The organism is Adlercreutzia equolifaciens, from assembly GCF_029076695.1.
GTDB lineage: Bacteria > Actinomycetota > Coriobacteriia > Coriobacteriales > Eggerthellaceae > Adlercreutzia > Adlercreutzia equolifaciens_A.
Window position 1 is genome coordinate 1 of record NZ_JARFIK010000432.1, and the last position, 298, is coordinate 298.

The following is a 298-nucleotide window of genomic DNA, read 5'->3' on the forward strand; positions in this document are numbered from 1 at the left end:
GGTTCGGCAGCTTGGTCTTCAAATCGGTCAAGTTCACCAGACCGTACTTGCCGAACCGCTATGCCTATGTCACGCTGAACAAGACGACGCTCTCCAGCAGCGGCGCCACGGGCTCGGGCTACTGGACCCGCGATTACTTCACGTTCGTGGCCGGTTCCCGTTTCGCCGACGCCGTGAATGTCGAGGAGACCGGCGAGACCACCGAGGCCGGCGTGCCCGTGGTGGCCTCGACGGTTGAAGCGGGCCGCACGGTGGCCATTGCCAACACGGCGTCTGCCACCACGGTGTCGGCCACACC

1 protein-coding gene is annotated in these 298 nt (G+C 65.1%); it reads left to right on the forward strand.

Going from position 1 to position 298, the window contains the following annotated elements:
• A partial coding sequence (locus tag PZH32_RS13040) for a hypothetical protein (RefSeq protein ID WP_275208680.1) occupies nt 1–298 on the forward strand: 298 nt, incomplete at both ends.